At 68.2% G+C, this 21,433-nt stretch carries 20 protein-coding genes and 6 tRNA genes; 8 read left to right on the top strand and 18 right to left on the bottom strand.

The features are described 5' to 3' along the window. Nucleotides 1-60 precede the first annotated feature (60 nt). The 12 genes from HUA75_RS17505 to HUA75_RS17560 form a co-directional block, all read right to left on the bottom strand. A tRNA-Trp gene (locus tag HUA75_RS17505) sits at nucleotides 61-136 on the bottom strand. Between the two features lie 23 nt (nucleotides 137-159). Beyond that, nucleotides 160-324, bottom strand: coding sequence for a 50S ribosomal protein L33 (gene rpmG, locus HUA75_RS17510; protein WP_046713307.1), 165 nt, complete (start codon nucleotides 322-324; stop codon nucleotides 160-162). Between the two features lie 101 nt (nucleotides 325-425). After that, nucleotides 426-1,616 (bottom strand): elongation factor Tu, encoded by a 1,191-nt coding sequence (gene tuf, locus HUA75_RS17515; protein WP_141642654.1) that lies wholly within the window; start codon nucleotides 1,614-1,616, stop codon nucleotides 426-428. A gap of 17 nt (nucleotides 1,617-1,633) precedes the next feature. Further along, nucleotides 1,634-1,709: transfer RNA gene (locus tag HUA75_RS17520), tRNA-Thr, on the bottom strand. A 26-nt stretch (nucleotides 1,710-1,735) separates the two neighbouring features. Then, nucleotides 1,736-1,811 (bottom strand) — tRNA-Gly (locus HUA75_RS17525). 9 nt (nucleotides 1,812-1,820) lie between these two features. After that, nucleotides 1,821-1,904, bottom strand: a tRNA-Tyr gene (locus HUA75_RS17530). Between the two features lie 76 nt (nucleotides 1,905-1,980). Next, nucleotides 1,981-2,053, bottom strand: a tRNA-Thr gene (locus HUA75_RS17535). 136 nt (nucleotides 2,054-2,189) lie between these two features. After that, nucleotides 2,190-2,993, bottom strand: coding sequence for a 23S rRNA (guanosine(2251)-2'-O)-methyltransferase RlmB (rlmB, locus tag HUA75_RS17540; protein ID WP_141642655.1), 804 nt, complete (start codon nucleotides 2,991-2,993; stop codon nucleotides 2,190-2,192). A 5-nt stretch (nucleotides 2,994-2,998) separates the two neighbouring features. Beyond that, a complete protein-coding gene (locus HUA75_RS17545; RefSeq protein WP_141642656.1) occupies nucleotides 2,999-3,448 on the bottom strand; it encodes a hypothetical protein in 450 nt (149 codons plus the stop codon). 63 nt (nucleotides 3,449-3,511) lie between these two features. After that, nucleotides 3,512-4,513: a RimK family alpha-L-glutamate ligase gene (locus HUA75_RS17550; RefSeq protein WP_174465641.1), complete on the bottom strand. Its 1,002-nt coding sequence runs from the start codon at nucleotides 4,511-4,513 to the stop codon at nucleotides 3,512-3,514. An 84-nt stretch (nucleotides 4,514-4,597) separates the two neighbouring features. Continuing rightward, entirely contained in the window at nucleotides 4,598-5,881 is a 1,284-nt protein-coding gene (gene cglB / locus HUA75_RS17555; protein WP_174462377.1) for an adventurous gliding motility lipoprotein CglB, read from the bottom strand. A gap of 253 nt (nucleotides 5,882-6,134) precedes the next feature. Continuing rightward, a complete protein-coding gene (locus HUA75_RS17560; protein WP_174465643.1) occupies nucleotides 6,135-6,527 on the bottom strand; it encodes a hypothetical protein in 393 nt (130 codons plus the stop codon). 430 nt (nucleotides 6,528-6,957) lie between these two features. On the opposite strand from HUA75_RS17560, the gene HUA75_RS46755 reads away from it, so the two are divergent. From HUA75_RS46755 to hrpB, 4 genes are all read left to right on the top strand, one after another. After that, nucleotides 6,958-7,275, top strand: coding sequence for a HEAT repeat domain-containing protein (locus HUA75_RS46755; protein WP_254614476.1), 318 nt, complete (start codon nucleotides 6,958-6,960; stop codon nucleotides 7,273-7,275). A 50-nt stretch (nucleotides 7,276-7,325) separates the two neighbouring features. Continuing rightward, nucleotides 7,326-8,030, top strand: coding sequence for an HAD family hydrolase (locus HUA75_RS17570; protein ID WP_174487081.1), 705 nt, complete (start codon nucleotides 7,326-7,328; stop codon nucleotides 8,028-8,030). A gap of 72 nt (nucleotides 8,031-8,102) precedes the next feature. Beyond that, a complete protein-coding gene (locus HUA75_RS17575; protein ID WP_174487082.1) occupies nucleotides 8,103-9,731 on the top strand; it encodes a hypothetical protein in 1,629 nt (542 codons plus the stop codon). A gap of 35 nt (nucleotides 9,732-9,766) precedes the next feature. Then, nucleotides 9,767-12,331, top strand: a complete 2,565-nt coding sequence (hrpB, locus tag HUA75_RS17580) for an ATP-dependent helicase HrpB (protein ID WP_174487083.1) — start codon at nucleotides 9,767-9,769, stop codon at nucleotides 12,329-12,331. Here hrpB and HUA75_RS17585 read toward each other — a convergent pair whose 3' ends face one another. Continuing rightward, nucleotides 12,332-12,808, bottom strand: coding sequence for a GNAT family N-acetyltransferase (locus HUA75_RS17585; protein WP_141642664.1), 477 nt, complete (start codon nucleotides 12,806-12,808; stop codon nucleotides 12,332-12,334). Nucleotides 12,809-12,886: 78 nt separating this feature from the next. Between HUA75_RS17585 and HUA75_RS17590 the strand changes: the two genes are divergently transcribed. From HUA75_RS17590 to HUA75_RS17600, 3 genes are all read left to right on the top strand, one after another. Continuing rightward, a complete protein-coding gene (locus HUA75_RS17590) occupies nucleotides 12,887-14,071 on the top strand; it encodes an MFS transporter (protein WP_174487084.1) in 1,185 nt (394 codons plus the stop codon). 15 nt (nucleotides 14,072-14,086) lie between these two features. Next, nucleotides 14,087-15,139: a hypothetical protein gene (locus tag HUA75_RS17595; protein ID WP_174487085.1), complete on the top strand. Its 1,053-nt coding sequence runs from the start codon at nucleotides 14,087-14,089 to the stop codon at nucleotides 15,137-15,139. 135 nt (nucleotides 15,140-15,274) lie between these two features. Continuing rightward, nucleotides 15,275-16,075 (top strand): hypothetical protein, encoded by an 801-nt coding sequence (locus tag HUA75_RS17600; protein WP_174487086.1) that lies wholly within the window; start codon nucleotides 15,275-15,277, stop codon nucleotides 16,073-16,075. An 86-nt stretch (nucleotides 16,076-16,161) separates the two neighbouring features. On the opposite strand, the gene fdxA is transcribed toward HUA75_RS17600, so the two are convergent. The 4 genes from fdxA to HUA75_RS17620 all read right to left on the bottom strand — a co-directional run bounded on the left by fdxA (nucleotide 16,162) and on the right by HUA75_RS17620 (nucleotide 19,377). Then, nucleotides 16,162-16,500, bottom strand: a complete 339-nt coding sequence (fdxA, locus tag HUA75_RS17605) for a ferredoxin FdxA (RefSeq protein ID WP_141642668.1) — start codon at nucleotides 16,498-16,500, stop codon at nucleotides 16,162-16,164. 108 nt (nucleotides 16,501-16,608) lie between these two features. After that, on the bottom strand, nucleotides 16,609-17,697 hold the full coding sequence (asd, locus tag HUA75_RS17610; RefSeq protein ID WP_174487087.1) for an aspartate-semialdehyde dehydrogenase: 1,089 nt from the start codon (nucleotides 17,695-17,697) through the stop codon (nucleotides 16,609-16,611). Nucleotides 17,698-17,769: 72 nt separating this feature from the next. Continuing rightward, the gene (locus HUA75_RS17615) at nucleotides 17,770-18,120 is read right to left on the bottom strand and encodes a rhodanese-like domain-containing protein (protein ID WP_141642670.1); all 351 of its coding nucleotides are present in this window, start codon (nucleotides 18,118-18,120) and stop codon (nucleotides 17,770-17,772) included. Nucleotides 18,121-18,225: 105 nt separating this feature from the next. Further along, entirely contained in the window at nucleotides 18,226-19,377 is a 1,152-nt protein-coding gene (locus HUA75_RS17620) for an acyl-CoA dehydrogenase family protein (protein WP_141642671.1), read from the bottom strand. Nucleotides 19,378-19,525: 148 nt separating this feature from the next. Here HUA75_RS17620 and HUA75_RS17625 point away from each other — a divergent pair. Further along, nucleotides 19,526-19,597, top strand: a tRNA-Cys gene (locus HUA75_RS17625). 119 nt (nucleotides 19,598-19,716) lie between these two features. Here the strand turns inward: HUA75_RS17625 and HUA75_RS17630 are convergent. Further along, complete coding sequence (locus HUA75_RS17630) at nucleotides 19,717-21,399, bottom strand: nitrous oxide reductase family maturation protein NosD (protein ID WP_254627629.1); 1,683 nt, start codon at nucleotides 21,397-21,399, stop codon at nucleotides 19,717-19,719. Nucleotides 21,400-21,433: the final 34 nt, after the last annotated feature.

Genomic DNA, 21,433 nt, shown 5'->3' on the forward strand with positions numbered 1-21,433 from the left:
GCGGAAACACAGGAACCCCCGGTACCTCCAGGTACCGGGGGCCCCGCTCCCACTGAGACTTGGCAGGCCAGGAGGGATTCGAACCCCCAACACGCGGATTTGGAGACCGCTGCTCTACCGTTGGAGCTACTGGCCTAGAAACTCTCAGGAACTACCGACCTAGACCTTACCTTCCTTGTGGTCCGTATGCTTGCGGCACTTCGAGCAGAACTTGCTCAATTCGAGCTTGTCCTGGCTCTTCCGCTTGTTCTTCGTGGTCGTGTAGTTCCGCTCCTTGCACACCGTGCACTCGAGCGAAATAATGGAACGATTGCCCTTCGGCATGACCTACCTCATCAGACACGAGAGGGGAAGGCTACCAGAAGGTGCCCTCCCCTCTAAATCCGGAAAGTGGAGCCAGGAGACCCTACGGCCTCCCAGGCGTATTACTCGATGACCTCGGCCACGACGCCGGCGCCCACCGTGCGGCCACCCTCGCGAACAGCGAAGCGCAGCTCCTTGTCCATCGCCACCGGGGTGATGAGCTCCACCTCGATTGCGATGTTGTCGCCCGGCATCACCATTTCCACGTTCTCAGGCAGCTTCACCGTTCCCGTCACGTCCGTCGTGCGGAAGTAGAACTGGGGACGGTATCCCTTGAAGAACGGGGTGTGGCGACCACCCTCTTCCTTCGACAGCACGTAGATCTGCGCCTTGAACTTGGTGTGCGGCTTGATGCTGCCCGGCTTGGCCAGCACCTGCCCGCGCTCCATGTCCTCGCGCTTCAGACCACGCACCAGCGCGCCGATGTTGTCTCCCGCCCGGCCCTCGTCCAGCAGCTTGCGGAACATCTCAACGCCCGTGACGACGGTCTTCTGCGTGTCGCGCAGACCGACGACTTCAACTTCCTCGCCGACCTTGATGATGCCGCGCTCGACGCGACCCGTCGCCACCGTTCCACGGCCGGCGATGGAGAACACGTCTTCCACCGGCATCAGGAAGGGCTTGTCCGTCGCGCGCTGCGGCGTCGGGATGTAGCTGTCCACCGCCTCCATCAGCTTCAGGATGGCGCCCTCGCCGACGTCGCTCGTGTCACCCTCGAGCGCCTTCATGGCGGAGCCAGGGACGATGGGAATCGAGTCGCCCGGGAAGTCGTACTTCTTCAGCAGGTCGCGAACTTCCATCTCCACGAGCTCGCGCAGCTCGGGGTCGTCCAGCAGGTCGACCTTGTTCAGGAAGACCACGATATACGGGACACCGACCTGGCGCGCCAGCAGGATGTGCTCACGCGTCTGGGGCATCGGGCCGTCCGCGGCCGAGACCACCAGGATGGCGCCGTCCATCTGCGCCGCGCCCGTGATCATGTTCTTCACGTAGTCGGCGTGACCCGGGCAATCCACGTGCGCGTAGTGCCGGTTCTTCGTCTGGTACTCCACGTGCGCCGTGGAGATGGTGATGCCGCGCTCACGCTCTTCCGGCGCCTTGTCGATCTGGTCGTACGCCAGGAACGTGGCGCCGCCGGTCTTGGCCAGCACCTTCGTGATGGCCGCCGTCAGCGACGTCTTGCCGTGGTCCACGTGTCCGATCGTGCCGATGTTCACGTGGGGCTTGTTACGCTCGAACTTCTCCTTGGCCATGACACTCCTCTAAAAAATGGAGCCCTGAACCAGGATTGAACTGGTGACCTCATCCTTACCAAGGATGCGCTCTGCCAACTGAGCTATCAGGGCTTGGCGATGCTATGAACTACAACGTTTGGAGCGGGAAATGGGATTCGAACCCACGACATTCAGCTTGGAAGGCTGACGCTCTACCAACTGAGCTATTCCCGCGTTGCCGAGTGGAGGGAGATGGATTCGAACCATCGAAGGCGTAGAGCCGGCAGATTTACAGTCTGCTCCCTTTGGCCGCTTGGGTATCCCTCCGCACTTTTACTTCAGACTGCGTACTGCACCCCATACTGCTCGTCTCGGGCCCTCATCCGCGGCCCCCGTCCTGCTTGGCCGGCGGCGGGACTTGAACCCGCGACCTACTGATTACAAATCAGTTGCTCTACCGACTGAGCTACACCGGCACTCATCCGGCTCCTGCCCACCGCCCTACCCCACCTCCACCGAACCCGTCAACAACCCGGCTCCGATGTGCGAGGCGCGCCCTTTTAGAAGTCCCCATCATCCAAGTCAAGGGGATTGATCCCAGATGATGGCCGACTAACGGGAGGCGCTCCCCCGCTGCCGGGCGACCTCGTATAGCAGAATGCCGGCAGAAACGGACGCATTGAGTGAACCGACCTGACCCGCCATCGGAATCCGCAGGCGATGGTCGCAGTGCTTGAGCACTCCCTCCCTCACCCCTGCCCCCTCGGCCCCCACCACCAGGGCCAGGGGCCCGTCCAGTCGGGCGCTCCACATGGGCTCGGTCGCGTCCACGTCCGCCGCGGCCACCCAGAGCCCTGCTTCCTTCAGCTCCTCCAGGGCGCGGGAGATGTTCACGACCCGGGCGATGAGGCAGTGCTCCACCGCGCCTGCTGACGCCTTGGCCACCGTGCCCGTCACCTGTACGGCGCGGTCCTTGGCGATGACGACCCCATGCGCTCCCAGCGCGTGGGCCGAGCGGATGATGGCGCCCAGGTTGTGCGGGTCCTGGATACCGTCGAGCACCACGACGAGGGGAGGCCGCTTGCTGGCCTTGGCCGCGTCGATGATGTCCTCCAGAGCCGAGTACGTGAAGCCTCGAAGCTCGAGCACCACGCCCTGGTGGACCCCGCCGTCGGCCATGGCGGCAAGGCGCTCGCGCGAAACCTTCTCCACCCGGACACCCGCGTCCCGGGCGCGGCTGAGCAGCTCACCCGCGGCCTTGGCGGCCAGCTGCCCCTCCACGATGAACAGCCGCTCCACTTCGTCCGGTCGGGCCCTCAGGGCCTCGAGGACCGGATTGACGCCATAGACGTGACGCGCCGGGGAGTCCCCGCCCTCACGCTCGCCTCGACCACCCTTGGGGGGACGCTCACGCATGGGAACTAGAGGACCTCGACGGGAACGGAGAGGGTCTTCTGCTGGCGCGCGCAGATCTTCTCCGTGCAGATGAAGAAGACGAGCTTCGCGTCCACCGAGCCCTTGCCCGCGGCCGTGGCGGAGAAGGGAATCTCGAAGCGGGGGTCCGCGAACTCCTGGCCCGCGGCCTTCTTCGCGACCGAGTCCTCTCGTCCCAGCTTCTCCTTCGCGACGGAGACCTGCGTGCCCTTCACCTCGAGCTTCAGCGGGGCTTCCTCGGAGACATGGGCGCCGGGCTTCGTCTTGACCGAGACCACGAAGACGCCCTTCTCCCCCGTCTTGACCTGGCTGGAGGAGCCGTCCGTGGACACGTCATAGAGGCTGGCGGGGTCCACTTCGTCGGCGGACGCCGGGGCCGTCCAGACACAGGCCACCAGCAACGCGGCAACGGAGGTGAAGCTTCGGATGTGCGACATGGCGGATCTCCTGAAAACGGGTGCTGCCTATCATGCCTGCGACGTGGGGCGCCGGCATTCTCTTCACGTGCCCCCTGCTCCGCTCGTGGGCGTACGACTCGTGCGCTTCCTGCGCGGTGCTGGAGATGTTGGCAGCCCCGGCGTGGGAAGACTTCGAGGTGGCAGGAGGTCTGGCACGGACACGGGGTCCGCGCCCGCGACCAGTTCCTCGGCGCGGATGATGATGGGCGTCGCCAGGTCCATGCCCGTGACAGCCTCCATCTCAGGCAAGGCGGGCGAGCTGTTCACCTCGAAGACCTTCGATTGGCCCTGGACGTCCAGCAGGTCCACCGCAGCCACCTCCAGCCCCACCAGCCGGGTGGCCTTCTCCGCCGTGGCACGCTGCCCAGGCGACAGCTCCATCGCTTCCAGTCGAGCTCCCTTGATGAGCGTGTGAGCGAACCGACCCGGACGCGCGCGGCGGCGCACCGCGGCCACCGCCTTGCCACCCACGACGAGCACACGCACGTCCTGGCTCGTGCTCTTCACGTACTCCTGCATCACCAGGTTGTGGCCGAGGCCAAGCACCGCCTCGAGCGCGGCCTCCAGCGACTGGAGGCTCTCGCACACCATCACCCCGTGATTCTCCTGCCCCTGGAGCAGCTTCACGAGCACGGGCACCCCACCCACCAGCCCCACCATCTCCTTCAAGTGGGCTGCGTCCCGCGCCATCACCGTGGCGGGAATGTCGATGCCATGCGCGGACAGCAACTGCAGTGAGCGCATCTTGCTGCGCGACTGCGCGATGGCCTGGGCGTGATTGACGAGCGGCACTCCGCCCAGTGCGAACTGATTCACCACCGCGAGCCCGTACGTGTTGATGGATTGGGCGATGCGCGGAAGGACCACGTCCGTGGGCGAGAGCTTCTTGCGGTCGTAGTAGAGCGTGGCGCTGCCCCCGTCCAGGTGCATCTGCACCCGGAGCGGGTTGAGCACGCGCATCTTGTGCCCCCGCGCGCGGCCCGCCTCGACAAGACGCCGAGTGGAGGGAATGGAAGCGGACCGCGAGAGGAGGGTGACTTTCATGGGCAGGGGACGGCAACCGGGCCGGAGGCGAGGGGACCTATAATCCCCGCACCGTCCCGGGTAAAGCCGCCCCCGGCCGCCTGCCTAGCGCTGACGGATTGCGCGAACCTCGACTTTGATGGGCGCTTCCGGTCGGGAGTTCTTGATGCGCTCGCACGCCGCGCCGTTGAAGAGAACGCCGTCCGACGTCAGCGTCCAAGTTCCGTCACCCGCCAGGGTGCGCTCACCCTCGATGTAGACAACGATGAGCTTCGGGTCCGAAGGACGCTCAGGACCATTCAGGGGAATCAGGCAAGGCTCCAGGTTCAAGACCTCCTTGCTGATCCGCTCCAGCGCATCTGCCAATTCCACCTGGTTGCCTGCCTGATAGAAGGCCCGGCCACACAGGCCCGTCGCCGCGATGCACGTGTCGTTCGCGCCACAGGCCGTCGGATCAGTGGTGCAGGAACGGGCGAAACCGCCCGCCGACGCCATCGCCTGGAGCACCGCCGGACCATCACCCGAAGCCGTCTCGGCGCCAAAGCCGATGACGATGGTCGTAATCTCCTGGGCCTTCAGCGCCTGCACGGCCTTCACGGAGGCGTTGGTGTCGAGGCAGCCACGCTTCTCGAAGGCGGTGGAGATCTGCGAACCGCAGAGATTGCCAGCAATGGTGCACTTGCACAGTTCCGGTTGATCTCGGCCGGAGTACTCATTCTCCGGGTTGCAGTTGGGCAGACCGTCCGTCAGCAGGATGACGAAGTTCTTGCGGTCCTTGTCCTGCAAGCCGGCCATGGACCCGATGAAGTTCAGGCTTCCGCTCGTCGGAGTTCCGCCCACCGGCTGCCCGGTGCCGTGGTTCGGAATGCCCTGGATCAAATCGTTGATGGAGTTGGCGTGGGCCAGCAGCGACGCATCGTCCTCGACGACCGGCAGGTCCTTGCGGACCGACGTCGCGGTGGGGCCGGTGCAGGCCTCGATGCTCGAGCCCGTCGAGGCCTCGGGATAGGTCGTGAGCGCGAAGCGCACGTAGGGACCGCTGTTCGCGAGGAACCGAGGCACGGCGGCCTGCAGCTCCGTCCACCGAGTGGGGCACGTGGCCGTGGGGCACGCGTTCTCATTGCCACACAGCACCGTCAAGCCGTCCTCGTCCCGCACCTGGCAGGACGGCCGCGACGTGTCCACCGGGAGCGTCATCGAGCCGGAGATGTCCACCAGCATCATGATGTTGGGCTTGCTCGCCAGGGCGGAGATGGTCTCCTCGACCGTCGTCTGTGCGATGGCGAGCGGCTCCACCGGCTCGAAGTCGTAGGACTGACAACCCGCGACGACGACACCCGAGAGGGCGCCGAGGACGAGAGCGCTCAGGAGGGGCAACTTGGCGCGCATAGGTAATGAATTCCTTCTGCTTCTCATGGGGGGACGCGGAGCTCCGCGCGGCCGGGCTCTTCAGGGGACGGCTTGGGTGAAGAGTATCGCGTGACTCCCCTCGGAGGCTACAGCCTCAAATGGACGGCTGCATCCGGTTCAACTGATACTGCGAGGTTACAGCAGGAACCGATGGTTTCCCCTCGACAGGCACACACCTGGTGTGGCGTGGACGACATTGGCGCCTGCCTGATCCCTCTTCTCCGCGGCTCATCTAGAGTGTCAGCGTGCGCGCCCCCTGCGTCAGCCGCCACAGGGAGGCAAGCCCCATCACCTCGTCCAGGGGGCCTTGGAGCGCCTCGGGATCGAAGCCACACAGGCGCACCGTCGTGTCGCAGGCGATCAACTTCGCGCCCAAGGCCCTCGCCTCCTCCATCATCTTGAGGGGAGTCGGGACGCCCAGGGTCTCGCCTCGGGCGTGCTCCTCTCGCTCCCTCTCACCCTCGGGCTGACCGAAGGTTCCGCCCACCCAGGACCGGAGCGCGTCGAAGGCGAAGACGAAGTAGACCTCGTCACCCATGGCCACGGCGGTGATGCCCATGGAACTCGCCTGGAACGCCGGCTCATACGTGGCGTGCTGCAGAAAGAAGAAGACGCGTCCAGCCATCAACGCAGCACCATAACGGGGTTCGAGTCCGAGCGGGCAACCGGCATATAACCGGGGATGTTCCCCTGCTCGAGGCGCCCCTATGCCAACACCGACCTCGCCGCCACCTTCTCGCACCATCGCGCTCCTCCCCTCTCGCGGACGACGGTGGTGGCACCTCCTGCTCGGAGCGGGGCTGCTCGCGAGCTCAGGGGGCACCGCACTCGCGTACTCACGCGCCTCGGGAGAAGCCTCCCCGACCGTGCCCACCGCACCCGCCCCAACTCCGGTCCCGTCAGCTGATTTGCGGGAGCAGGTGCTGATGTTGCTCGACCCCTCGCAGGGACCTCTTCGAGAGGAGCAGTGGCGTCAGCTTGGGCCCCAGGCCGTGCCAGTCCTTCGCTCGCTCGTGGTGGACCCGTCGGTTCCCTCGACTCGACGCGCTCGTGCCATGGCATCGCTCGCCCTCATCGACCCGCCTCAGGGCGCCCCTTCCATCCAGGAGGTGCTGGAGGACCCGAGAGCTCCCGCGGACGTGCGCGCCAGCGCCGCGGGTGCCCTGGCACGCTGCCTGGGGACCGAAGCCATTCGCCCCCTCGCGGCTCGACTCATGGACCGTGAGGACCCCGTTCGGGAGGCCGTGGCCCTGGCGCTCGGGCGGCTGGGTGGGCAGCAGGCCCGTCAGGCTCTCGAGGAGCGCCTCCCCATCGAGGAACGCCCTCTCGTGCGCGAAGCCCTCCAGCGAGGACTCAGCCTCGCGGAGCCCTGAGCGGCCGTGACGTGACTTCCGGACTCGCGTCGGCCCGAGGCTTCCGTTAGATGGGGGCCATGCGCCCCACGGTCCTCCTGTTCGATATCGATGGCACCCTCGTCACCACCGGTGGAGCGGGACGCCGTGCCATGGACCGAGCCTTCGAGCAGCTTCATGGTCGCCGCGATGCCTGCGACTCCTTCCACATGTCCGGCATGACGGACCGAGCCATCGTCCGCACCGCCCTGCGCATCATCGGCGTCGAGGATACCGAGGCCGCCATCGATGCCGGCATCGCCGCCTACCTCGCGCATCTCGCGGATGAAATCCAGAAGGTGGAGACCCCTCGCTACCGTGTGTTCCCCGGTATGCGAGAGGCCGTACTCGAGGCGCGAAGCCGCCCCGGATTCGCCGTGGGACTCGGCACGGGCAACGTCCGCGACGGCGCTCGCCTGAAGCTGGAGCGCGTGGCCATCCATGATCAGTTCGCCTTCGGCGGCTTTGGCTGCGACCACGAGAACCGCGTGGAGCTGATCCGTCGAGGTGCCGAGGCGGGCGCGGCGACACTCGGTGTCCCGCGCGAGCAGTGCCGGGTGGTCGTCATCGGAGATACGCCCAAGGACGTCGACGCGGCCATCGGCATCGGCGCCGAGTGCATCGGCGTGGGCACCGGGACCTTCACCGCCGAGGCCCTTCTCCAGGCCGGCGCACACGCCGCCTTCCCTGACTTCTCGCACCGCGAGGCCCTTCCGACGCTGCTCGGCGGAAGCTGACGCCTCCCACCCGCGCTCGGAGCCGAGCCCGGCCTGTGGTATCTCCCGCCGCCCTTCCGAGGAGCCCGTCGCATGTCATCCACGCTCGAGTCCTATGAGCTCATCCGCTTCGCCGAGGCCTTCGAGGGTCGGATCGCGACCGCGGGCGAGATGCTCGCCGGCCGCCCCGGTCTGGAAGCCGAGAAGAGCTGGCTGACCACCGCCTTTGAGCTGGTGCGCACCACTCGCGCACCCGCCGCTGGCGTGGTCGACCGCGTCAAGGACCTGCCCGAGCTGGATGAAGCTCGCGAGGAATACGCCTTCCATCAACAGGGCCTGTGGGTCGATGCCCTGGAGAAACTGCACGCGGGCATCACCTTCACCGCCAGCAGCCGCGCTCCCGTCATCGAAGCGCTCTTCCCCCACCTCAAGTTCGCCCAGCTCCGACGCGCGCCTCGCGAAGTCATCTTCGAGTACGCCACGTCGTACGAGCGGCGCACCCGCAGCTCCTACGTCTCCCGCATCTTCGCTCGCGAGGACTTCGCGCTCGTCCGTCCCGTGATGGACCAGGTCGCCGCCGCGCATGCCGCGTGGCGCGCCAGTCATGAGCCCGCGCCACTCTCGCTCGAACAGGAGGCCGTGCTCCGCGAGGAGTTGGTGAACCTGGGGCGCAAGCTCGAAGTGGCGCTGCGACAGGCGCGCCTGCTCTCCGAGGCCGCGCTCGTCCCCGTGCCCAGTGTCCATGAAGCCGCCGCGCTCGGCCTCAAGCCCAAGCGTAAAGCGGGTCGCGGACTGGCTCCCTCCGACGATGGTTTGGGGGCACTGGACCTCGAGCCTTCGGACTCCATGGAGCCCACCGAGGCCGAACTCGCGGAGGTCGCTGCCCTGGATTCGTCGTCCGACGACGCGGAGCCTTCCGCCCTACGGCACAGGGCTGGGAGCAACCCGGCGGCGACCGAACCGCTCGATACGGATGAGCCCGCGGACGTCGACGTGCACTCGACTCGCGGCACGAACGAGGCACAGTCTGCCCCCGCTCTCGAGGGTGTCGAGGACGCTTCCGTGTCCGAGCACCTGGGGACGAGCGAGCCGGCGCCTTCCGATGTCGAGAGCCCTGCGTCCGAAGGCGGACCGGTCCAAGGCGGAGCTCGTGGCCGCAAGCGCGATGCGAACGCCTCCGCGCCCGTCGTCGAGTCCGGGTCCGACGCAACGGGCGTCCCCTCTCCATCGGGCCGGGATTCGCCTCTCGAACTCGATGGCGGCCACGCCCCCATGGATGAGCGTGCGGACACGACGGAGGAGCCGCGTGCCTCGGGCCCTCGTGGACGCAAGCGTGACGCCGAAGGTGCCCCCACTTCAGTCGCTGAAGGCGCGGACATCGCAGGGTCTTCACGTCCCGCCGCGGGCCGCGGGCGAAAGCGCGGCACAGAACCGGGTTCGACCTCTGCCGACGCAGCCAGTGCGCCAGAAGGTGCGCGCGGACAGGTGACTCGTGGCCGTGCGCGTGATTCGAGTCCGCTCCCCACCGCTGGTGGTGACACTGCTGACGCATCGGCGGACTCGGGTGCCCAGAGTTCCCGCGGGCGTGCTCGCGATTCGAGCGCACCCTCGGCATCCACCGATACCGCGACCCCGGAAGGCTCGCGTGCCCAGGCTCCCGCCGTGCGCAAGAAGAAGGGCGTGACGTCGACCCCTGGCGCGGCAGGCACCGAGACCCCCTGAGCGAGCCTCGGCTCGCGCGTTCAAGGAACCCGGACATGGCGGACGCCGCCCTTCCCATCGACCCGCTCCTTCCGGAAATCGTCTCCACCTTGCGCGGTGCGCGCTCGCTCGTGCTCGAGGCTCCTCCCGGCGCCGGAAAGACGACGCGCGTGCCTCGCGCACTGCTGGAAGCCGGGCTCGGCGGGGGCAAGGAGATCGTCGTCCTCCAGCCGCGACGCCTCCCCACCCGACTCGCCGCCCAGCGCGTGTCCGAGGAAATCGGCGAGCGCGTGGGCGACACCGTCGGCTATCAGGTCCGCTTCGAGGACGTGCGCAGCGCCAAGACCCGCCTGTCCTTCGTCACCGAGGGCGTGCTCGGACGCCGCCTCCTGTCCGACCCGACCCTTCGCGACGTGGGCATCGTCGTGCTCGACGAGTTCCACGAGCGACACCTGTCCGCCGACATCTCTCTCGCGCTGCTGCGCCGCCTGCAAGAGACTCGTCGCCCCGACCTCAAGCTCGTCGTCATGTCCGCGACCCTGGAGGCCGAACCTGTCCGGGCGTACCTTGGAGGTTGTCCCTCCCTGCGCTCCCAGGGCCGACGCTTCGACGTCAGCGTGGAGTATCTCCCCGCTCCGGATGACCGGCACCTGGACCTGCAGGTCCTCTCCGCCATCAAACGCCTGTTCACCCACGGCGTGGACGGCGACGTGCTCGTCTTCCTTCCCGGCGCCGGCGAGATTCGCCGCACCCGCGACGCCTGCGCGGAGTTCGCCGAGCGCCATGACGCCGACGTCCTCCCGCTCCACGGAGACCTGTCCCCCGCGGAACAGGACCGCGCCGTGCGCAGGAGCTCGCGCCGGAAGATCATCCTCTCCACCAACGTGGCGGAGACCTCCGTCACCATCGACGGTGTCGCCGTGGTCATCGACACCGGCCTCGCACGTGTCGCCAGCCATTCGCCGTGGTCCGGGCTGCCCACCCTCAAGCTGTCCAAGGTGAGCCGTGCCTCCGCCATCCAGCGCGCCGGACGCGCCGGACGCACCCGTGCCGGCCACTGCATCCGCCTCTACACGCAGCACGACTTCGATGGCCGTCCCGAACAGGAGGCCCCCGAAATCCGCCGCATGGACCTGGCGGAGACCGTGCTCTCCCTGCGCGCCTCCGGCGTCGTCGACCTCGGTGCCTTCCCTTTCTTCGAGCCACCTCCCGCGGCGTCACTCGACGCGGCCGAGACGCTGCTTCGCCGTCTGGGCGCCGTCGACCCGAAGGGCATCGTCACGGACGTCGGCCAGCGCCTGCTGCGCTTCCCCGTCCACCCCCGCCAGGGCCGGGTCATCGTCGAAGGTGAGCGCCGGGGAGTCGGCGCCGAAGCAGCCACGCTCGCCGCGCTCATGGGCGAGCGGGACATCCGTCGAGAGGCCCGCGCCAATCTGGGCGGAGGAGGCCGCGCCGCCGCCGTCGTCAGTGGCCCCTCGGACCTGCTCGAATTGCTGGAGCGCTTCCGCGAGGCCGAACGCGCGGGCTTCGCGTCCGGTCGACTGCACTCGCTCTCCCTCGAACAGGGCGCGGTGCAGTCCGTGGACCGCGTCCAGAAGCAGCTCCGACGCACCGTGCGCAGCCAGGGCGAGAAACCCCACCGCGCGGAGGACATCGAGCAGGCCCTCATGCTCAGCGTCCTCGCCGGCTATCCGGACCGCGTCGCGCGCAGGCGCAGGCCTCGCTCTCCCGAGCTGCTGCTCTTCGGCGGAGGCACCGCGTCCCTCTCCGAGCTGAGCGTCGTGCAGGACGCGGACTTGATGGTGGCCGTGGACGCCGAGGAGCGCCCTGGCAAAGGCGCCGTGGTGCGACTGGCCAGCGCCGTCGAACCCGAGTGGCTGCTGGACCTCTACCCCGAGACACTCGAAGAGGTGGACACACTCCAGTGGAACGCCGAGGCACGACGCGTGGAACGCCTCACGCGCCTCTCCTACGGCAACCTCATGCTCGAGGAGACCCGCGCCCCCGCACCCGCCTCGGAACAGACCGCGCGGGTGCTCGTCGAAGCGGCGCTCGCGGCGGGCCCCGGACGGTTCGCGGACCCCGAGGCCCTGCAACAGTGGCGCACGCGCGTGGCCCTGCTCACGCAGGCCTTCCCCGAGGCGAAGTTCCCCACCGTGGATGACGCCTTCCTGCGCGATGCGCTCGCATCCCTGTGCTCGGACGCGCGCAGCTTCAAGGACCTGGAAGGCGTGTCCCTCCTCGACGCGCTCTACGCGCGACTCACCTCCGAGCAACAACGCCTGCTCGCCACCCACGCCCCCGAGCGCGTCACGCTGCCCGGAGGCCGCGGCGTCAAGGTGAACTACGAGCCGGGCAAGCCACCCTGGGTGGAGTCACGCCTGCAGGATTTCTTCGGGATGGCCCAGGGCCCCAGCGTGTGCGCCGGCCGCGTGTCGCTCGTGCTCCACCTGCTCGCGCCCAACATGCGCGCCGTGCAAGTGACGACCGACCTGGCGGGTTTCTGGGAGCGGCACTACCCGGCGCTCCGCAAGGAGCTGGGACGCAAGTACCCGCGTCACTCGTGGCCCGAGGACCCGAGGCACGCGCAACCGCCCGCGCCCCGCCCTCCGCGCCGCTGACTAGAAACGCTTGCGCATCTCCAGGTGGTCGATGCCGCCTTCGAGGAAGACGGTGCCCATCTCGGTGTAGCCGTGCTTCTTGTAGAACTCGAGGGCGTAGAGCTGCGCGTGCAGCATGATGCCCTTGACGCCTCGTCGCCGGGCTTCCTCCTCCAGCGACGTCAACAGCAGCGAGCCCACGCGTGCCTTGCGATGCGCCTGGAGCACCGCCATGCGCCCTACCTGGCCCCACAGGCCCTGCTCACCCACGGGAGGCTGAGGCAACATCACCAGCCGCCCCGTGCCGATGGCGTGGCCTCCCTGGTTGGCGATGATGTGGTAGGCGTGCGCGTCTTCTGCATCCCGCTCGATGCCCTCGGGGACGTGCTGCTCCTCGATGAACACCACCTCGCGGATGGCGAGCGCCTGCATGAGCTCCGCCTCACTCTTGATCTGAGTGATGGAGACGGGCGCGGAAGTATCCGTGGGACTGGCCATGTCGCGGGCAAGGTACACAAAAGGACGCGAGGTCAACAGGCGGAAAAGCACCCGGACATGTCAAGGTCCCAACCGTCCATGAACCCCCGCCCCGTCGCCAGCCGTCTGCCGCTGGCGGGCTTCTACTTCTTGTACTTCGCCACCGTGGGCATCGTCCTTCCGTTCCTGCCCGCCTGGTTCAAGTCCCTTTCCCTCTCCGCGACGCAGGTGGGGCTCCTGCTGTGTCTCAGCCCGTGCATCTCGCTGCTCGTCCCCTCGTTGTGGGGGCACCTCGCCGACCGCACCGGCCGTACGTCCCGCGTCCTCACCGTGCTGGCGCTCGGCGCGACGCTCGCCTTCGGACTGGTGGCCAGCGCTCGCACCTTCGAGACACTCGTCCCCGCAATGGCGCTGTACGCCTGCTTCGCCTCCGCGTTCACGCCGCTCGTGGACAGCCTCGCCCTCCACCACGTCGCGCGCACCGGTGACAGCTTCGCGCACGTGCGGCTCTTCGGCTCCGTGGGCTTCATCGTGTCGTCCGTTCTCTTCGGACTGCTCGCCACGGATGTGGACCGGACCGTGGTCCTCGTTCCACTCGCGCTGCTGGCCATGCTCGTCCCCTGGAGCCTCGCCCTGCGCGACACCGCGGCTCCGAGCCGGGGACTGAGCCCCTTCGCCGGACTGAAGCTGCTGCGTCACCGCGACGTGCGCTGGCTGCTCGCCGCCACCAGCCTGCACTGGATGGCGTGCGCGCCCTTTCATGGGACCTTCTCCATCCACGTCATGGCGCTGGGCTTGTCCCCCGCGGTGGTGGGAGTCGTGGCGGGCCTCGGTGTCCTCGCGGAAGTGGGCGTGATGGCGCTCTACCCTCGCGTGGCCGGCGGGCTGGCGCCGCGCCTCGTCCTCGCGGTCGCCTTCGCCGCGAGCGCGCTGCGCTGGGGCGGCATGGCCCTGGTGTCGTCTCCCACGGGCATGGTGCTGCTCGCGCCCCTGCACGGCCTGACGTTCGGCGCCTTCTACGTGGGCAGCGTGGCCTTCCTGTCGCGACGCGTGCCCCCGGAGCTGCGGGCCTCCGGACAAGCCCTGTTCGCCGCCTTCACGTTCGGCCTGGGCGGCCTGGTGGGCTACCTGTCCGCGGGGGCCGGCTACGACTGGCTGGGAGGACACCGACTCTTCGCCGTCGCCGGGGTGCTGGAGCTCGTCGCGGCCGGCCTGGTCCTGAGGGCCTCCGTCCTGCCCGCGGAGCCGGCGTCAGGGCCCCTCTCCGCGGGGGCCTCGGGGTGATAGACTGGGGGCCTCATGCGTATCGCCCGACTGCTCGCACTCGCCCTGGGCCTGCTGGCCGGCCCCGCCACCGCTCAGCCGGAGTTCTTCTTCGGCACGGGTGAAGCCCCCACCTTCCGCGAGGAAGCCGTGGACAAGCGCTTCCTCCGCACGCGCCTGTTCCAGGCCCTGAACCAGGGCACCGCGGATGCCGCCTGCGCTCAGGTGCTGGGCGCGTACCTGACGCTGCTCGGCGAGGTGGGCACCCAGTTCCACAAGCGCGACGAGAACTTCATGCTGGACCCCGCGCTGGTGCAGGCGCTGAGCACGCAGCTGGTGACGGACCGCTTCCCGGGCAACAGCTTCTTCGTGGCCATGGTGCGCCGGGTGCTCATCGACAAGCAGCTGCGCACCGACTGGCTCCAGACGGCCGAGTCGCTCGTCCCCTACTATCCCGCCATCGACATGGCGCGGATGCGCTTCCTCGCCGATGGCGTGAAGCCGGTGGACAGCTTCCTGCTCACGCTGCCCGTGCTGCGTGAGCGCTATGCGGAGGAAGTCAGCCGCGTCAACTCGGTGGCCGTCTCCACCGCCGAGGCCCTGTTCCGCGACAACTACCTGGACCACGACGTGGCCTTCAGTGGCATGGAGCTGGTGGACGTCAAGCTGGAGAAGCCCAAGAAGAAGAAGCTCAAGAAGGGCGAGGAGCCCGAGCCGGAGCGCATGGTGGCCCGCCTCGTCTGGGTGGAGCCCGAGCCTCCCGCGACGGCGACCTACGAGTTCCAGTTCGGCAAGCCGCGCAAACGCGAGCGCGTGGACATCGTCGCCATCCTCCAGGACAAGCAGTACGTCGACCTCAACAAGCTGCTCAAGGGCAACCGCGTGCTCGTGCGGGGGCGCTTCTGGGAATACAAGAAGGGCCTGTCGTCCGTCGAACTGCGCGACGCCCTGCTCTTCCAGGAGCGGGATTGGGCACGCGTGGGTGCCCTCGTCGAGCCGATGGCGCTGGCCACCTGTCCCCTCGCCGTCAACGACCTGTCCGGCATCGCCCCTGTCCAACCCGGCGCATTCAACAGCAGACCGCGCTGAGCCCCCGTCCCTCGCGGGAGCCCCACCTCCGCGAGGTGGGATGGTGACGTCGGCCTTCGACACGTCGTTCCCTGGCGTCGCATCCCTGGCATGACGGCTGCTTCGTCCCTCGCGCCAACGCCAGCGAGGGATGACATGAAGGTCGACGCCGAGGCCCCAGCCGACAGCACTCCGACGAAGCAACGCCCCGACGCGGAGCGGTTCCAACGGGCACTCCAGGAAGCACCTCAGCGAAGCGCCGCGCTGCCCGCGTCCAGGCCGCCGGCCACGCTCGCTCCCGTCCGTGCGCCGGCCCCCACGCTTCGCGCCCCGCCCCGCGCGGAGGCACTCATCGCCGCGCGCGCCACGTCGCCCGTCCTCGCGACCACTCGGGGCGCACTGGCCAGTCCAGAGCGCCTCGCGGTGACACGCCAGGCGATGCATGCCGAGTCCTCCCGCCTGGGCAGCGTTCGCGGTGAAGCCCAGGCCTCAAACCAGGAGCGCACCGAGCACCGACTCACGGACCTCCTCGCCCGAGAGCTTTCGCGCGAGCCCCGGGTGCCCACGAGCACCCCCCTCAAGACGGAGTCGGTGCTCGCGCCACCCGAGGCCCCTCGGCTCGCCGCTTCGCCAGAGAGCACGGGGACAGAAGGACGCATGCCAGCGACAGGCGCAGGCAGCGCGGCACGGAGCGAGGCGCCCCCCACCTCCCGCGTCGATTCAGCGCTGGAGCTCATCGAGCGCATCGAGGTCTTCGTGAAGTCGCAGCGTCCCGCGCTGAGCATCAGCGTCCGGGGAACCCTCGACGCGACGGTGGAGGTGGAGCGGACGGGCCCTCGCGAAGTGGTGCTGCGCATCCAGGGACACCACGGGCCGGTGCCCACCCAGGATGTCGCTCGGCTGCGGGATGCCCTGGAGGCACGCGGGCTGAAGCTCCGCTCGCTGCGTGCTGGATGAGCGGGCCCGGAACGACGAAGGCCCTCTCGCCAGCGACGGGCGGGAGGGCCTCCACGAGACTCACGGGCGCGAACGGCGCCAGTGGCCTACTTGCCGGGCGCGGTCTCCAGCATCGCGCGCTTGCCGTCCTTCTCCTTGTACTCCTCGGCCTCGGCGAGCGGCGCCTTCTTCTCCGCGATGTTCGGCCACTTATTGTTGGAGAAGTCGGCGTTCAGCGCCTTGTACTCCGCCCACTTCGCGGGGAGCTCGGTCTCCGGGAAGATGGCCTTGGTGGGGCACACGGGCTCACAGGCGCCACAGTCGATGCACTCGTCCGGGTGGATGACCAGGAAGTTCGCACCCTCGTAGAAACAATTGACCGGGCAGACCTCGACACAGTCAGTGTACTTGCACTTGATGCAAGGGTCCGCGACGACGTAGGCCATGAAAGCTCTCCTCTAAATATCTTCAGCGCGTCCGTGGGCGCGCAGACTAATGGTTCGTTCCAGGGATGGCACCCTGAATTTGTGACACCTGTCCGACGCGTGTCGCTGTCAGCCGAGCAACCCCTGGGCCCGCAGCTGTTCGGCCACGAGGATGGACCCGCGCGCGGCCCCCATCTTGGTGTTGTGGGAGACGAGCACGTACTTGAAGCCGTTCTCCAGCACACCATCCTCGCGCACGCGGCCCACCGTGGTGGCCATGCCGCCATGCGTCTCCCGGTCCAGCCTCGGCTGAGGACGGAAGGGGTCGTCCATCACCTCAATCCAGCGAACAGGCGAGGAAGGCAGGTCCCGGGCCACCTCGGCGCCGCGCCACTCGCGCATCGCCTGGGTGACCTCCGCCACCGTGGCCTTGGAGCCGAGCGAGACGAAGACGGACTCGGTATGCCCCTCCATCACCGCCACGCGGGTGCAGGTGCAGGACACCCGAATGTCGTGGGGAGTGAGGGCCGCGCCACCCGCGTTCAGGGCACCGAGGATCTTCTTCGTCTCCACCTCGACCTTGTGCTCCTCCTTCGGGATGTAGGGGATGACGTTGTCGATGATGTCCATGCCGATGACGCCCGGAGAACGTCCAGCGCCGGACATGGCCTGCAGGCTGGTCATCAGCACGGCCTTCACCCCGAAGCGCTCGACGAGCGGGGCCAGCGTGACGGCGAGGCCCGTCGTCGTGCAGTTGGGGCTGGGGACGATGAAGCCCTTCCAGCCCCTCTTGCGCTGCTGCTCGCGCACGAGCGGCGCGTGCGCGGCGTTGACGGGAGGGATGAGCAGCGGGACGTCGTCGTCGTAGCGGAAGGCGCTGGCGGCGGAGAAGACGGGGATGTCCCTGGCCAGCCGCGGCTCCAGCTCACGCGCCACGTCCGCCTCCACGGCGGAGAAGACGAGGTCGTAGTCCCTGGCCTGGAGCGCATCGCCGCTGATGACCTGCATGCGGGCCGTCTCGGGCGACAACGGCTCCGAGACGAACCACGCCGTCATGCCGTTGGCCGTGCGCAGGGCGTCCCCATAGGATTTACCCGCCGAGCGAGGCGACGCGGCCAGGCCGGTCAGCTCGATGAACGGGTGATTCCTGAGGGCAGCGATGAACTGCTGCCCCGCGAGTCCGGTGGCGCCAACGAGGGCGGCACGAAGCTTGGCCATGGGGACGGTTCTCCAAAGGAGGAAGTCCGCCGCTCCATACACCCTTTGACGACGCACCGCATCCACCGAACCTCAGCGGGGCAGCGCCACCTGGGCACGGACATGGCGCTCGGTGGGGTAGCCCCCCCGAATCCAGCCCGAGAGGCCTCCGTCGAGACACACCGCCTCGCGCCCATGCATGCGCAGCAGGCGGCAGACCCGGCGCACCTCGGACCCGTCGTGCGTGCCACCGCACAGGACGATGAGCTCGTCGTCGGGAAGCATGCGGTGGTCCCGGGCCACCTCCATGGGGGTCATCCTCAAGGCGCCGGGGATGTGCAGATCATGATGCTCCCATTCGGACGAAGCGCGACAGTCGATGACGAGGACCTCGTCATCTCCCAGGCGCAGATACAGCTCGGTACACAGGATGCTGGGCTCCACGAGGACCTCCGCGGGGGGCTCTCGGGGCTCAACCCGGGACCCCGCGGACCTCTTCCATCCCGCCTGGTCGCCTGCCCCTCCCCGGTCGCACCGGGGCCGGCGGGCCTACAGGCCGAGCTGCTTGGCGATGATCTCGTTCATCACCTCGCTGGCCCCGCCACCGATGGGGCCCAGGCGGGCATCCCGCCAATGACGCTGGATGTCGTACTCCATCATGTAGCCCGCGCCCCCGTGGAGCTGGAGGCACTCGTCGGCGACGCGGCACGCGGTCTCCGTGGCGACCTTCTTCGCCATGGAGGTCTGCGCCACGGCCCACTCCCCCGCCGCGTGAAGGCGCAGTGCGTGGTAGGTCAGCTGGCGGGCGCACTCGCGGGCGGTGAACAGGTCCGCGAGCTTGTGGCGCACCACCTGGAGCTGACTGAGCGACTGGCCAAAGGCGCGGCGCGACTTCACGTGCTCGACGACGCGCTCCAGCATGTCCTCCATGGCGCCCACGGCCCCCAGCGCGAGCGACAGGCGCTCCCACTGGAAGTTGCCCATGATCTGCGAGAAGCCCTGGTTCTCCACCCCCAGCAGGTTCTCCACGGGGATGCGGCAGTCCTCCAGGAACAGCTCGGCGGTGTCCGAGGCCCGCCACCCCAGCTTCTTCAGCTTGCGGCTCACCGTGAAGCCGGGCGTGTCCTTCTCCACCACCAGCATGGACAGCCCCTTGTGCCCCGCGGAGGTGTCCGTCTTCACCGCCATGACGACGAAGTCCGCGCGCACGCCGTTGGTGATGTACGTCTTGGAGCCGTTGACGACGTAGTGGGCGCCATCGCGCCGCGCCGTGGTGCGCAGGCCCGCCACGTCCGAGCCGGCATCCGGCTCGGTGATTCCCAGCGCGCCAATCTTCTCGCCCCGAATCGCCGGGGCCAGCCAGCGGCGCTTCTGCTCGTCCGTGCCGAACAGGTGGAGGGGGCCGGTGGCGATGGTGAACTGCGCCCCCAGGCCCGCGGACACTCCGCCCGAGCCACACCGCCCCAGTTCCTCCAGCAGCACCGCCTCGTAGAGGGGGCCGGCGTCCGTGCCGCCATACTCGACGGGGTACTTCAGCCCCAGGAAGCCCAGCTCACCGAAGCGCGCGAAGAGTTCCCGGGGGAACTCCTCCGCCTCCTCCCAACCCGCGACGTGGGGGAGGATCTCCTTCTCCACCACCGCCCTCACCGTGCGGCGAAAGGCGTCGTGCTCTTCCTCGTACACCCCATGACCATGCAGCATCTGGAAACCCCTCGGCCCATTCGAGCGCGCGAAGCCCAGCGACGGGCACCGCTTCTGACGCGAATCGTACCGGCCGGAGCCGCCCGCGGCTTCCGTTGAATCTTGACCGGGCGGCGGAGGGCTGCGTATAAACCCGGCCCCAGCCGTTGGCGCCATAGCCAAGTGGTAAGGCAAAGGTCTGCAAAACCTTCATTCCCCGGTTCGAATCCGGGTGGCGCCTCAATGAAAAAAGGCCCGATGCGGAAGTCACTCCGCATCGGGCCTTTTCATTTTCCGCGGGCCCAGTGGCAGGCCGGTCGTACGGAGGCCCGGCACTCCCCCTGGAGACGGTTCAGCGGATCAGCAGCCCAGTTCCACGGCGCCGATGTCGGGAGCACCGCCGCAGAACGGCAGCCCCACGTCGGTGCCCTTGTCCACGGCCAGGGCGCCCGGGCCGAAGCCCTCGCCCAGGTCCGCGGAGCCGCTGGCGGACGACGCGTCACCCGTCGTGGACTTGAACTGGTCCACGCTCACCACCGCGCCGTTGCTCTTGAACTGACCGCTGGCGGCGAAGAGGTTGTTGCCCAGCTTCATGCCCGGCGCCTGTCCGCCCATGTCCACGGAGATGGCGCCGTCCAGGATGTTGTTGCGCACCACCGGAGACTGGGTGGGGCCGCCCGTGCCGTGGCCAATGACGAGGCCGGTGGACACGTTGGTGACGGTGTTGTTCACCACCACGGTGCCCTTGGAGTTCTCCAGGCGGATGCCCGTGCCCTCCCCGCCGCCCGCCGCGGTGATGTCGTGCACGCGGTTGCGGCGCACGACGATGCCGGAGGGCACGGGGCCCTCGTGATTCCCACCCACGGAGATGCCCTTGGCGCCGTCGTAGATTTCGTTGTCCTCCACCATCACGTTGTTGGCGGAGTAGTGCACCACCACCACGTCGCCCTTGGCGGTGCTCGACGGGCGGAACTGGTGCATGCGGTTGTTGCGGATGACCACGCCGTAGCAGGTCTTGATGTCCACCGCGTTCTCACGGTTGTTGTAGAAGTGGTTGTTCTCCACCAGCACCCCGTCCGCGGGCGGCAGCGAGCTGAAGCCCTCGGGCCCCAGGCACTGCACGGAGTCACCCGAGTTGTCGTGGATGTCGTTGTTGCGGACGGTGATGTCCTTGGACGTGGGCTGCACGACGACGCCGTGCGAGTCCTGGTTGCCCGTCGTCTTCAGGAAGTCGTGGATGTGGTTGTTCTCGATGATGGCGCCAGTGGCCTTGTTGTAGGTCGTCACGCCCGCGCCACCACCACCGTGGTGCAGCTCCGAGTTCACCAGCGTGGAGCCGGCGACGTTGCCCTCGAAGGTGACGCCGAAGATGGGCTGACGCTGCACGTCCAGTTCGAAGCCGTCGATGACCCAGTGCGGCTGACGCACCTGCACCATCGCGCCACTGCCAGCACCGGGGATGATGCGCGGGCTGCCCTCGCCCTGGAGGGTGATCTTCCCGCCCTCGGTGCCCGGCTTCGCGTTGGCGCCAATGATGACGCGCTCGGCGTACGTCCCGGCCTGCACGCGGATGACCTCGCCAGGGCCCGCCTGGCTGATGGCCTTGTTGATGGTGCGCAAGGGCTGCGCGGCGCTGCCGTCACCGGCGTCATTTCCAGAGGGGCTCACCACCCACTCGCGGGTAAAGGACTTGGCTGACGCGGGCGACAGCGCATTCGCCTGGATGCCCGGCTGGGGCGAAGGCGTGGCGATGTTGGAGTGGTCCGGATGCGACGGCAGCGCGGCCACGGGCGTGTTGGGGACGGCCTGGACACCGATGGGAGGCAGGCTGCCGGTCGCCGTCGGGGCGCCGGGCGTCGACGGATTGGCGGGCGTCGAAGGATTGGAGGGCGTCCGAGTCACCGGAGCACCGGGGATGTTCGGAGTGGGAAGGAAGGCACCCAGGCCCGCTGCGTGAGCGGTCGAACCGAGCATGAGCAGGCTGGCGGCCAGGGTGGCCACGGGAGTCTTCAGCTTCAGGTAGTTGCCTTTGAAAATTCGCATGAGCAGGACCAACGCGAGACGCGCCGCGTTCTAT

Origin of the sequence: Myxococcus sp. CA040A (genome assembly GCF_013336725.1) — a bacterium.
GTDB lineage: Bacteria > Myxococcota > Myxococcia > Myxococcales > Myxococcaceae > Myxococcus > Myxococcus llanfairpwllgwyngyllgogerychwyrndrobwllllantysiliogogogochensis.

Bases quoted from the DNA above. Each gene is read 5' to 3' on its own strand.
- rpmG (WP_046713307.1), bottom strand. From the start codon at position 324: ATGCCGAAGGGCAATCGTTCCATTATTTCGCTCGAGTGCACGGTGTGC.
- tuf (WP_141642654.1), bottom strand. From the start codon at position 1,616: ATGGCCAAGGAGAAGTTCGAGCGTAACAAGCCCCACGTGAACATCGGC.
- rlmB (WP_141642655.1), bottom strand. From the start codon at position 2,993: ATGCGTGAGCGTCCCCCCAAGGGTGGTCGAGGCGAGCGTGAGGGCGGG.
- HUA75_RS17545 (WP_141642656.1), bottom strand. From the start codon at position 3,448: ATGTCGCACATCCGAAGCTTCACCTCCGTTGCCGCGTTGCTGGTGGCC.
- HUA75_RS17550 (WP_174465641.1), bottom strand. From the start codon at position 4,513: ATGAAAGTCACCCTCCTCTCGCGGTCCGCTTCCATTCCCTCCACTCGG.
- cglB (WP_174462377.1), bottom strand. From the start codon at position 5,881: ATGCGCGCCAAGTTGCCCCTCCTGAGCGCTCTCGTCCTCGGCGCCCTC.
- HUA75_RS17560 (WP_174465643.1), bottom strand. From the start codon at position 6,527: ATGGCTGGACGCGTCTTCTTCTTTCTGCAGCACGCCACGTATGAGCCG.
- HUA75_RS46755 (WP_254614476.1), top strand. From the start codon at position 6,958: ATGGCATCGCTCGCCCTCATCGACCCGCCTCAGGGCGCCCCTTCCATC.
- HUA75_RS17570 (WP_174487081.1), top strand. From the start codon at position 7,326: ATGGGGGCCATGCGCCCCACGGTCCTCCTGTTCGATATCGATGGCACC.
- HUA75_RS17575 (WP_174487082.1), top strand. From the start codon at position 8,103: ATGTCATCCACGCTCGAGTCCTATGAGCTCATCCGCTTCGCCGAGGCC.
- hrpB (WP_174487083.1), top strand. From the start codon at position 9,767: ATGGCGGACGCCGCCCTTCCCATCGACCCGCTCCTTCCGGAAATCGTC.
- HUA75_RS17585 (WP_141642664.1), bottom strand. From the start codon at position 12,808: ATGGCCAGTCCCACGGATACTTCCGCGCCCGTCTCCATCACTCAGATC.
- HUA75_RS17590 (WP_174487084.1), top strand. From the start codon at position 12,887: ATGAACCCCCGCCCCGTCGCCAGCCGTCTGCCGCTGGCGGGCTTCTAC.
- HUA75_RS17595 (WP_174487085.1), top strand. From the start codon at position 14,087: ATGCGTATCGCCCGACTGCTCGCACTCGCCCTGGGCCTGCTGGCCGGC.
- HUA75_RS17600 (WP_174487086.1), top strand. From the start codon at position 15,275: ATGAAGGTCGACGCCGAGGCCCCAGCCGACAGCACTCCGACGAAGCAA.
- fdxA (WP_141642668.1), bottom strand. From the start codon at position 16,500: ATGGCCTACGTCGTCGCGGACCCTTGCATCAAGTGCAAGTACACTGAC.
- asd (WP_174487087.1), bottom strand. From the start codon at position 17,697: ATGGCCAAGCTTCGTGCCGCCCTCGTTGGCGCCACCGGACTCGCGGGG.
- HUA75_RS17620 (WP_141642671.1), bottom strand. From the start codon at position 19,377: ATGCTGCATGGTCATGGGGTGTACGAGGAAGAGCACGACGCCTTTCGC.
- HUA75_RS17630 (WP_254627629.1), bottom strand. From the start codon at position 21,399: ATGCGAATTTTCAAAGGCAACTACCTGAAGCTGAAGACTCCCGTGGCC.